Here is an 11212-nt window from a genome sequence, read left to right as displayed (position 1 = left end):
TATCTAAATCTCCAGACTATTTTCCTCTATTTTCACTCTTCCCACATGATAGATATTTCCTGTTCCTTTTCGTATAAATCCTATCATTGTTATCCCTTTTTCTTTGGCAAGAGCCACTGCACTGCCAGTTACAGCCGCTCTGGACAGCACCACCGGGAAACCTGCCTGAACCACTTTTTCCAGATAATCTTCCGATATTCTTCCACTGCTGAAAACTGCACATTTCGGTATGGGAATCTGATGCTTCAGTGCATAGCCAACAGCCTTGTCCAGGGCATTATGTCTTCCAATATCTTCCATAGAACAAAGAACATTCCCCTCCATAATAAGTACACAACTGTGCGCACACCCCGTATCCCGAAAAAGTGTGCCGGGTCTCTCAAACATCTCTCCGGCAATTCGGAAAATATCTTTTAACTGAATGCTTTTTACCGGTTCTGCCTTCTCATCCTCATGCCCGATTTCCAGGTCACCAAGTAAAAATCTTCGTCCTAAAGCCAGCTCTTCCATATATGTGGGGGTACAGGCTACTGAAATTTTTCTGTTGTTTTTTAATTCAATGTTATATCTGTACTCCAGAGCCACCTCATCTTCTTTTCTCTGAATATCATTCCCTGCAATTCTTAATATCTGAATTTTTTCTTTTTCCATATCCTGTCCTTATTCCTTATTTCTTTAAAACCGCCGTTCTATTTCTTCTTTAACAGTTTTTCATACAGCTCCGGTGTGTTTACATTAATAATGCTCTCTTCTGAAACGTCCTGAAAATAGCACTCATACCCCCACCGATCCAGAACGCGGAATACAGGAAGTGCACTTTCTTTAATCATTTCTTCTATCTTCTTTACCATAATCACCGGATAAATACCAATCAGCGGTTCTCTGCGGTCACCATGCTGCCATAATAACGGTATTTCCCGTTTCGCCGTCAGTCCGCTTCTGTGATTTTCGTGATAGTCCATAAGACCCTCCAGAATATTCACCGGAAGTTCCGGTACATCAACCGGAAGAATTAAACAAAAGGGAGTATCCATTTCTTTCATGCAGGCATGAATCCCTCCTAAAGGACCCCGGTCAGGAAACTGATCCCATACAACTTTTCCTTTGTTTCCTTCAAAATCAAATCCGGATATAAAAATCCGGCTGATCCCGATTCTTTCTGCTTTTTCAATAATCAGTTCCGCAAAAGTTTTCCCGCCATATAAAAGACTTGCTTTATCCGTCCCCATTCGCCGGCTTTTTCCGCCTGCAAGAAGTAACAGCGAATACGATTTCCCTGTGTCCATTGCCCTCTCCTCTATTTGATGCTAAAAAAGGCAACATTCACCTTTTTAAGTAAACGTTGCCCAAATGGCTGGTATGCCACAGAAGCAGACATGTAATTTTGCACATCATACTGTTTGTTATCATCCATGTTTTTGTCAGTTTAGCATACCACTTTTCAATTTTTTTGTCAATAATTTGTATGTTACCACTTACTCCCGGAATACATCAGTTTTTATAATCTCTCCTTTATAGAGTTTTCCTTCTTTTATAACTTTAGCAAATACTGCCTGTTCCCGCAGAAGACAATTTTCTCCTGTTTTGGCCAGTTCACAGAGATCCGGATAACACTTCTTAAAAACCCCGGTAACTTCCAGTATGGTTTCCTTCGCTTTTAATAAAGTTCCCGGAGAAATCTGTGAAAAATCCAGTCCTTCTATCTGCAGATTTTCCTTGAATTTTTTCAGACAGAACCCTTCTTTTTGAGATTCTCTGACTTCTGCGGGAAGAATTGAAATCTGTCTGACGGGGTCGCTCCCGTGCCAGTCGCCGTCAATTCCCTTTTTCCGGGATAATTCACATACCGTACAGGGAACCGGTGTTTCTCCCTTTTTCTTATAAATCAGTATTCCGGATATTTTTCCCTCTTTCTTCTCCTGTTTCACAGCAGCCTCCTTTACTCGGACACATGATTGCCTATTCTTACAATCTGACCGGCTTCCTCCCAGGAGTATCCTCCCATTTCCTTTAATTTCTCATGAAATTTTTCAGATTTCAGTATCTTAATAAAACACTGTACCAGCGGGAGCTCCAGATCTTTTTCATAAACTGCAAAATCATAAGATTCCTTTCCCACTGGCAAAAAGTCCAGATTCATTGCCTTTGCCGCCGAAAAAACGCCCATTCCTGCATCGGCTCCCTCTCCTGCAACCTGAGCTGCCACCGCCATATGTGTTGTGGCCTCACACTCGTAGCCTGAAATCTCATCCGGAGAAATCTGTTCTTTTTTTAATAAATAATCCAGCAGAATTCTTGTCCCTGCTCCTCTTTGCCGATTCACATAACGACATCTTTTTAAGTCTTCAATCTGACGGACTCCTGCAGGATTCCCTTTCTTCACCATCAGCCCCTGAACACGTCCTACTCCCCGGATTAAAACCATAGGTTCCTTGAATATTCTCTGCAGATAGCTCTGATTATAAATGCCGGTATTTTCATCCAGAAGATGGATCGGTGCGATATGGGCTTCTCTTCTCTTAAGGGCCATCAGACCACCCATACTTCCCACATGCGTACTTGACAGATGCATGCCTCTTTGAGTCTGTGGCATGAAATCTGCTATCATATCTAAAATCAGATCATGGCTTCCGATTACCACCAGAGTATTTTCAATTTCCTCACGCTCCCGGTAAAGTTCCACCTTCACCGTCTCTCCGGCCTCTACTCCTTCACTGTTCTGAGGAATCACACAAAAGCCGTCTGCACGAACCATAGACATAGCGGCACCTGCGCCTCTTGCCAGGGGCGCTGCCACAAGTTTATCTCCTACCTTTCCTACCTTTACACGAATATATTCTCTGTGTTTCAGACTGGAGACGAGCCTTTTGGAAATTACAGCGTCTATAACCGGATTCTTTCTGCAGGTATAATCCCCCATCATTGCAAGAACCGGCGTCACAAAATTTTCAAATCCAATATATGCGCTCACCGGATAACCCGGCAGGCCGATGACCGGACAATTCTCTACAACTGCCAGAATCACCGGTTTTCCCGGTTTTATTGCAACTCCGTGAACCACCACTTCTCCCAGTTCTCTGAGTACATGAACCGTGTAATCTTCTGTTCCTGCACTGGAACCGGCATTAATAATCACCATATCGTATTTTTTTACCGCGTCTTTCACTGCTTGGCGAATTTTCTCATAATCATCGGGAATTACCGGAAAACGCTCTGCCCTGGCTCCCTGTTCTTTCGCCAGATTTTCAAACATACGGGAGTTTGATTCAATAATGCTCCCCTCTGTGGGCGTCTCTCCCGGCTCAATAATCTCTGTTCCCGTGGGAAAAACCGCAACAGAAGGACGGGCGGCAACTTCTATCTCCGTAATCCCGGCAGAGAGCAGAACGCCTACGTCAATGGCCCGTATTTTATGATGACCGGGCAGTATCATCTCCCCGGCAACAATGTCTTCTCCAATGGGACGGATATGCTGCCATGGAGAAACCGCTTCTACAATCCGGACCCGGTCTTCCCGCCCGGTCTCCAGAAGATCTTCTGCCATAATAACACCATCGTAGGGGGGATGCACCGGATCTCCGGTATCTACAACCTGATAATCCTCCCCCTCCGTCAGCTCAATGGGCCTGACTTCAGAAGCGCCTTTGGTCCTTTCCGTAATTACTGCAATCCCATCCATAGCAGCAGAATTAAACAACGGCGAACAGTACTTTGCATATACAGCAGAATACGTTATCCTGCCCAGACTTTCTGTTACCGGAATCCGCTCCCGTTTCCTCTCTGCTGTTTTCTCCAGAACCTTCCTGTATTTTTCCAGCGCTTCCTCCACTGATACAGTTTTCAAATATAAATTTCGTTTTTTCATCTCTACCTCATCGTTTAAAAAAGTTCTACCCAGACCAGTTCGCCGGTTTTTAATCCTTCTTTTCCCATGGGAATCCTCACGTAACCGTCTGATCCGGTAAGGGTACGCATCAGTCCGGATTTTCCGAGAACTGGCTTTGCTGTATATTGTCCGTCTTCACTCTGGTTCAGTTCCACCATAACACAGGTATCCTTCCCCGGCGCTGCCGGAACATTACATTTCATAAATGCCGGAATTTTAAAGCTGTCTGCCATCCCCGTTCTCCAGTGTTCCATCCATTTGGCCAGAAGCCGGAACACCATAAGCGCAGCTGCAGGGTGCCCGGGCAGTCCCATCAAAATTGTCTCAGACGGCTGATCCACCGCTAAAATGGTAGGCTTTCCGGGCTTCAGAGCAAGTCCATGTGTAAATACGCCCGGACTTGCCAGACGATCCATCAGTTCTGCCGTAATATCTTTTTTTCCCTGGGAACTGCCTCCTGAAACTGCAACTAAATCACTGTCTCTCATACCAGTACGTATGGCTTTCTCCAACAGCTCTTCCTGATCCGGAATCACCTGTGTTCTTACCACTTCAAATCCAATTTCCACAGCCAGCTGCTGCAGAGCCGGGGTATTAATGTCATATACTTTTGCCTGTTCCAGGTTCTCCCCGGCAGCCACCAGCTCATCTCCGGTAGAAAGAATGGTTACTTTCAGAGGTTTATAGACTTCTGCGCTGCATTTTCCATTCCCCGCCAGAGCTCCTATCTGAGCAGATGCCAGTCTGGTTCCTGCGGGCAGAATAGTTTCACCCTTTTCAACATCCTCGCCAATCTGCACTACATTTTTCCCGGAGGGTACTGCCTGATAAACAGCCGTACAGGACTGGTCAAAAAGTTCACAGAACTCTGTCATCACCACTGCGTCTGCTCCCGCCGGAAGCATTCCGCCGGTAGGAACATAGGAACAGGTTCCGCTGACAACTTGTTTTTCTGCCGGTTTTCCAATCTCGATCTCCTCAATAATATCCAGAAATACCGGCAGCCCGTCGCCCGCTCCCTGTGTATCTGCTGCCTTCACTGCATACCCGTCAACCGTAGAACGAAAAAAGGAGGGAAGCGGCGCTTCTGCCTTTACATCGCCGGAGAGCACCCTTCCAAAACTCTTTTCTACCGGTATAACTTCTGTTTTTTTAATATCCCAGGTGATGTTCTGCAGTAATTTTTTTCTTGCCTGTTCCAGGCTGTCTACTTTCAGAAGTTTCATCTGATTCTCCTCCTGTCAACTTCCTTTTCTATCAGCAGTTCTCCTTTCAGAAACCGTTGTACCTCAGGAACCTCCGAGTGGAACAATACCTCTCCGGCCGGCCCGCTCTCTACAACTTTCCCTTTATGAAAAACATGGACCCGATCACAGATCCTGGCAATCTCGCTCAGTCTGTGGCTGATTAGGATCCAGGTGTTTTTCTCCCTTTCCTGAATCTTTAGAATCTGCTTTTCAAAAAAATCCACACTGTCCGGATCCAGGTTGGACAATGTTTCATCAATCATAATCAGCCGCGGATGAAAACAAAGGGCGCGTATCATTGACACCTTTTGCTGTTCTCCGCTGGAAAGGCTTCTGGCTGCCTGACGTTCTTTTCCTTCCATTCCGCAGTTTTCCAGATACTCTGCGATTTCCCCGGGTTCCGGGCGAATTCCCCGTATTTTCAAAGGATAGATAATGTTTTCATAAACGGAATCGTGAAGCAGATAAGGTCTCTGACTGGTCATGGTAATTTCTTTCATATTCAGACCGTTATAATCAATAGAACCGCTGTCCGGAGACAGGATCCCCATGATTAATTTCAGAAGGGTTGTTTTTCCGCTTCCGTTTCCTCCGATAAAGCCGTGGATGCATCCTTCTTCCAGTTCTAAATAGTCCACCTGTAAGTGAAATTGCCCAATCTCTTTTTTTAAATCAATAATTTTCATATTCCTTTGATTCCTTCCGAAAAAAATCAGCCAGACACTGGAGAAGAAACGCCATTATCAGCAGGAGCACGCCCAAAGTCAGACCTTCCGTAAAAATCCCCTGACTTTTCAGCAGAGAAATTGCTGTCGTCATGGTTCTGGTATGCCCTTTAATATTCCCGCCAACCAGCATAACCGCTCCAACCTCACTGATGGAACGGCCGAATCCGCTGACAATGGCAAAATAAATTTCATGTTTCATTTCTTTCAGAATAAGAAGATTTGTCTGAAGTCTGCCGGCTCCCATCGTCTTTGCGAATGTCCGAACCTCAGGCGCTGTTTTATTTCCATAAGTATAAACCATTCCGCATATAATAGGTGTGATAATGATTGTCTGGGCCAGTATCATCCCTTTCACTGTAAACAGAAGCTCCAAACTCCCCAAAGGCCCCCTCCGCATTGTAAGCATGTAGACAATCAGCCCTACAACCACCGGAGGGACTCCCATTAAAGTTCTGTTAATACGAATCACCAGTCTCTTACCCGGAAAAGAAAATCTCTCCAGAGCAAGTCCGGAAATAATTCCCAGAACGGTAGAAATAAAGGTAGAAGTTAACGCCATTTGGAAAGTAACCCGAATGGCGTCGTAAACTCCTACATCTGAAAAAATTTCGTTGATAATTGTTTTCAGCATTGAATCGTACCAATTAAAATTTATGCATCCGTTCCGGCATTGGGAACAAACAATGCTTCTCCATATTCTTCTACTCCATATTCACCAATCAGCTTCTGAATTTCGTCTGAACAGATCCATTCAATAAACGCATTTGCCGCTTCATTATCTACCTCCGGATATTTTTCCGGATTTACTGCAATGACTCCGTACTGGTTCAGTAAGTTGGAATCGCCCTCACATACAATATCCAGATTTAAGGCTACATCTGCATCCTTCTTCATTTTCAGATAAGTTCCTCTGTCTGTAAGGCAATATGCCTGTTTTTCATCAGACATTGTCAAAGTAGCCCCCATTCCCTGTCCTGACTCCAGATAATTGGGGTTGCCCGTAGGATCCAGGCTTAGAGCTTCCCAAATCTGTTTTTCCTTTTTATCTGTACCGGAATCATCTCCTCTGGATACAAAGGGAAGCTGTTCCTCCAGAATCTGGCTGAATACAGCCTGTATATCTTCCGTTGCCGCAATGGGTTCACTGGGGCCAACCACAATAAAATCATTGTACATTACAGGGAAACGCTCCACGCCGTAGCCGTTTGCCACAAATTCTTCTTCGCTTGCTTTTGCATGAACCAGAACAACGTCCACATCTCCGTTTTCACCCATCTTCAAAGCTTCGCCGGTACCCACTGCATCCCATAAAAGCTCATAGCCTGTATCTTCCAGGAAAATAGGAGCCAGATAATCTAAAAGGCCCGTATCTGCAGTACTTGTAGTCGTAGCCATCATTAACTGGCCTTTTTCTTCCCCTTCCTCCGTCGTCTCTGTCTGTTGGGTGTCCTCTGCTTCCTCAGTGTCTGCTGCTTCCTCTGTCGCCTCTTCTGCTGTTTCCTCTGCAGCCGGCTGCTCCTCTGTTTCATTGCTGCCTCCACAGCCGGACAGCATTCCGAAAGCCAGAACAGTTCCCAATAAGATTCCTAATACTCGTTTTTTCATTTCGCTTCCTCCCTTAAATCTTTCTTCTATCTCCCAGAACTATGTTCTGAAATTCATTTTGAAAAGCGGATTACTCTATCATCCGCATCTTATCTCCCACGGAAATCTCTCCGCCCTGCAGAACCCGTGCAAAGACTCCTTCCCTGGGCATAATACAGTCTCCCATAATCTTCTGGATTTCACATCCTTTATGGCAAGTCTTCCCGATTTGTGTCATTTCTAAAATCACGGAATTACAGGAAAACTTCGTACCTATGGGACAGTTTTTAAAGTCAAATCCTGTGACAATCAGGTTTTCTCCAAAAGCTCCATCTTCTACGGGCGCTCCTTTTTCCTTGAAATCCTCTATCACCTCGTAAGACAGCAGGCTCACCTGACGGTGCCAGCTCCCTCCGTGGGCGTCGTTTTCAAGTCCGAAATTCTCCAGAAACCTGGCCTTTCCCACGTTTTTCTTCTGAACTCCCTTTCTGTCACTGATACAGACAGCTTTTACAATTCCAACTTTCTCCTCTGTCATCTCGCGCAATTTTGAGCCTCCCCTGTTAAAATTTCTATTCCATGTTCCAGATAAGGCGCCACATACTCCAGACATTCACGAACCGCCCTGGGACTTCCCGGAAGGTTAATAATCAGCGTTGTGCCTCTGATTCCTGCCGCGGCTCTGGAAAGCATGGCACGTTTCGTAAACTGCATGCTGTACGCCCGCATAGCTTCCGGTATTCCCGGTACTTCTCTTTCACAGACCGCCTTTGTGGCTTCCGGCATGCAGTCTCTGGGCGAAAATCCCGTCCCCCCTGTTGTCAGTATCAGTTCTGCTTCTTTCCTGTCTGCAATGGCACAGAGCCTTTCTTTCAGTATATCCAAATCATCGGGGCAAATCTCAATATCCCCCACTTCGTAGCCTTCCTTTTCCATAATCTCCCGGATTACCGGGCCGCTTAAATCTTCTCTCTCTCCCCGGTATCCGCTGTCGCTGGAAACAATAATACTTACCTTTTTTCTTTTCATTTTATCCTCCGATCTGAGACATAAATTTCTCTTCCCGTTCCCTGGAAACTTTCTCTGTAAAAGCGTGACTTGCCGGCTTATGGGAAACTGCCTGTAAAATCAGCTCTCTCAGCATATGGTCTGAGGCTCCTGTCCGCAAAGGTTCTCTTAAATCCACCCCTCTGTCATACTGCAGACAAGTCTTCAGATACCCCTGAGATGTCAGACGTATCCGATTGCATCTGTCACAGAATTTATGGCTCATGGCGCTGATAAATCCGATTTTCCCCTGAAATCCTTCAAACTGTACATAATGGCAGGGGCCGTTTCCCAGTTTTTCTGTAATCGGCGTTCCTGATCCGAACTCTTTCTCCAGAATCTGCAGAAGCTCTTCTTCGGAACGTCCTTTGCAGCTTTCCCCCAGCCCTATGGGCATCATTTCTATAAAACGAACATGTACCGGATAATCACGGGCTATGGCCGCTGTCCGGCATATACCGGAGGGAGACTGCTCCATGGAGACACAATTGATTTTAACCGGTACCTCCGGGTATTTTCTCATCTCCTGAAATCCTTCCCATACTTTGTCCAGTTCTTCTTTTCTCGTTATCTGCCTGTACTCTTCCGGATCCAGACTGTTCAGACTGATATTAACTCCGTCAATCCCTGCCTGTACCAGTGCTTCGGCCTTTTCTCTCAGAAGTGTGCCATTAGTGGTCAGAGTTACCTGTTCGATTCCCTCTGTCCCTTTCAGTTCCTTAACCAACTGCTCAATCTGCAGTCTTACCAGAGGTTCTCCGCCGGTCAGTTTGATTTTCCGGATTCCTGCAGATGCGAAAATCCCGGCCAGATGTACAATTTCATGGAATCTGAGAATCTCCTGGTGACTGGTAAGTAATATTCCCTCTTCCGGCATACAGTACACACATCGCAAATTACACCGATCCGTAACAGAAATCCGGATGTAGTCAATTTCTCTTCCATATCTGTCAATCATATTTAAAGTCCCCGCTTTTCCCACCAGACTTTTCCACAAGATGGATATTTCTTATTTCCATTCTTTTATCTATGGCTTTACACATATCATAGATGGTAAGAAGAGCCACGGATACTCCCGTAAGAGCCTCCATTTCCACTCCTGTCTTTTCTTCTATTTTCGCTGTACACACTGCTTCAATACAGCTTTTTTCTTCATTAACTGTAAAATCCAGGGTGCAGTTCTGTATATTTAACGGGTGGCACATGGGGATCAGCGAGGCAGTCTGTTTCGCTCCCATAATTCCTGCAACAGTCGCAACCCCCAGCACATCGCCTTTCTTTATACGATGTGCTTTCACTGCCCCGAGAATTTCCTTACCCACACAAATTTCCCCTCTTGCCACGGCCACCCGGACTGTCCTGCTTTTATCCGTTACATCTACCATAACTGCATTTCCGTCTTTATTAAAATGCGTAAACTCTCCACTCATTTTCTCTTCTCCTAACATTGCAGCATGTGCCTCCTTGGCGGAGCGCTATGATATTTTTATGTAATAGGAAATCCGATAGAATTTCCTATTACATAAAAAGAGCCGCCTTCCCGGCGACTCCTTTCTCTCCTGCTATCCTGTTCCCTGATAACCCTCAGGCAGAATGATCACACGATTTCCTAAACAGGAAAATTTACTAAACGACCAGAGCCAACCTTTATAAAGTTCCTCACTATCCGGCCAATGCCAATAATGAAGAGCTTCCAATCTCTATTGTAGAATAAAGTTTTGACTCCAAGTCCTTTTTAAGCGCAAAAACCCGCTGAAACCCTCCAAAAAGATACAGAAAGTTCCCTGAATAATCATTCCGCTCTTAATTTTTGCAGACATCCTTTCCAAACACGGGAGGCATTGATTCAAGCGGTCAATACCCTCGCCGATCTGTCATCGGCTGGTCCTGATTCCTCTTTACAGGACTCGGATTCCTTAGTATTATATAATATTTTGTGAATTATTACAATCTTTTATCTAAATAAATCTTCTTTCCCTGACAAATCAGACAAATTTTTCCATTCTATTCTTTCTGTTCCTTATCATGTACTTCCTGGAGGAGTTTCCCCGTCTCATTGTAGGCCTCAAACTGGCTCTCAATATCTCCCAGTAATTTTGCATACTGACAGAAGGCGCTGGCCAGTTTGGCTCTGTGTTCCGGCGTCTTTTTATAACAGATCCGGTGCTCCATGCTGGCCCAGAAATCCATGGCCATGGTCCGAAGCTGAATCTCCACCGGAAAATATTCCATGGTATCCAGATAATAAACCGGAACCGCCAGAATCATGTGATAACTCCGGTATCCGTTAGGCTTGGGATTTTCAATATAATTTTTCTCTGTAATTAAAATCAAATCCGTATGACGCTTCAGGGCATCCACCAGATTATAAATATCATCCAGGAAATAACAAATCACCCGGATTCCTGCAATGTCCTTCAGATAATCTTTCGCGTTTTGTACGCTGTCAGACTTTCCAATCCTTGCCAGTTTCCCCTCAATACTCTTCTTATCTTTAATTCGATCCTGCACATTATGTATCGGCCCGTTATCTGACTTATGATACAGATTTTCGTTTAATACTTCCAGCTTGGTCAGCATAATCTGATTGGCATTCTGATAGGGCCGGATTAACTCATAATACTGCTCGTTTGTCATAATTACCTCCGTCTTCCCCTCTTTTCCTTTTTACCTTTCTCCCTATTTTATCCATAAAATGTGGACATTTTGTGTTCTTTCCA

General features: G+C 45.0%; 13 protein-coding genes and 1 riboswitch. All 13 genes read right to left on the bottom strand.

Translation table 11 applies throughout. The features are described from left to right. Window positions 1-3: 3 nt before the first annotated feature. Window positions 4-651 (bottom strand): formate dehydrogenase accessory sulfurtransferase FdhD, encoded by a 648-nt coding sequence (locus B5F53_RS00785; RefSeq protein ID WP_087218306.1) that lies wholly within the window; start codon window positions 649-651, stop codon window positions 4-6. 38 nt (window positions 652-689) lie between these two features. Further along, the gene (gene mobA, locus B5F53_RS00780) at window positions 690-1286 is read right to left on the bottom strand and encodes a molybdenum cofactor guanylyltransferase (protein WP_087218303.1); all 597 of its coding nucleotides are present in this window, start codon (window positions 1284-1286) and stop codon (window positions 690-692) included. Between the two features lie 189 nt (window positions 1287-1475). Next, window positions 1476-1928 carry a hypothetical protein gene (locus tag B5F53_RS00775; protein WP_087218300.1) on the bottom strand — a complete coding sequence of 151 codons (453 nt, stop codon included), beginning with the start codon at window positions 1926-1928 and terminating at the stop codon, window positions 1476-1478. A gap of 11 nt (window positions 1929-1939) precedes the next feature. After that, window positions 1940-3865 (bottom strand): molybdopterin biosynthesis protein, encoded by a 1926-nt coding sequence (locus B5F53_RS00770; RefSeq protein ID WP_087218295.1) that lies wholly within the window; start codon window positions 3863-3865, stop codon window positions 1940-1942. A 14-nt stretch (window positions 3866-3879) separates the two neighbouring features. Then, a complete protein-coding gene (locus tag B5F53_RS00765) occupies window positions 3880-5112 on the bottom strand; it encodes a molybdopterin molybdotransferase MoeA (RefSeq protein ID WP_087218292.1) in 1233 nt (410 codons plus the stop codon). Beyond that, entirely contained in the window at window positions 5109-5819 is a 711-nt protein-coding gene (locus B5F53_RS00760) for an ATP-binding cassette domain-containing protein (RefSeq protein WP_087218289.1), read from the bottom strand. Before B5F53_RS00760 ends, B5F53_RS00765 begins: the two co-directional genes overlap by 4 nt. Next, window positions 5806-6492, bottom strand: a complete 687-nt coding sequence (locus B5F53_RS00755) for an ABC transporter permease (protein WP_087218286.1) — start codon at window positions 6490-6492, stop codon at window positions 5806-5808. Before B5F53_RS00755 ends, B5F53_RS00760 begins: the two co-directional genes overlap by 14 nt. Window positions 6493-6512: 20 nt before the next feature. After that, the gene (locus B5F53_RS00750; protein ID WP_087218283.1) at window positions 6513-7466 is read right to left on the bottom strand and encodes a substrate-binding domain-containing protein; all 954 of its coding nucleotides are present in this window, start codon (window positions 7464-7466) and stop codon (window positions 6513-6515) included. 70 nt (window positions 7467-7536) lie between these two features. Then, a complete protein-coding gene (locus B5F53_RS00745) occupies window positions 7537-7983 on the bottom strand; it encodes an MOSC domain-containing protein (RefSeq protein ID WP_087218280.1) in 447 nt (148 codons plus the stop codon). After that, the gene (locus B5F53_RS00740) at window positions 7980-8474 is read right to left on the bottom strand and encodes a MogA/MoaB family molybdenum cofactor biosynthesis protein (RefSeq protein ID WP_087218277.1); all 495 of its coding nucleotides are present in this window, start codon (window positions 8472-8474) and stop codon (window positions 7980-7982) included. Before B5F53_RS00740 ends, B5F53_RS00745 begins: the two co-directional genes overlap by 4 nt. A 1-nt stretch (window position 8475) precedes the next feature. Beyond that, window positions 8476-9450, bottom strand: coding sequence for a GTP 3',8-cyclase MoaA (moaA, locus tag B5F53_RS00735; RefSeq protein WP_087218275.1), 975 nt, complete (start codon window positions 9448-9450; stop codon window positions 8476-8478). Further along, window positions 9443-9922: a cyclic pyranopterin monophosphate synthase MoaC gene (gene moaC / locus B5F53_RS00730; RefSeq protein WP_087219035.1), complete on the bottom strand. Its 480-nt coding sequence runs from the start codon at window positions 9920-9922 to the stop codon at window positions 9443-9445. The genes moaA and moaC overlap by 8 nt, the downstream gene beginning before the upstream one ends. A gap of 372 nt (window positions 9923-10294) precedes the next feature. After that, window positions 10295-10417, bottom strand: a riboswitch (molybdenum cofactor riboswitch). 79 nt (window positions 10418-10496) lie between these two features. Then, entirely contained in the window at window positions 10497-11129 is a 633-nt protein-coding gene (locus B5F53_RS00725; RefSeq protein ID WP_087218272.1) for a GTP pyrophosphokinase, read from the bottom strand. Between the last annotated feature and the right edge of the window lie 83 nt (window positions 11130-11212).

This window comes from Blautia sp. An249 (genome assembly GCF_002159835.1).
GTDB classification, from domain to species: domain Bacteria; phylum Bacillota; class Clostridia; order Lachnospirales; family Lachnospiraceae; genus Blautia_A; species Blautia_A avistercoris.
This window is presented reverse-complemented; position numbering and strand designations above follow the sequence as displayed.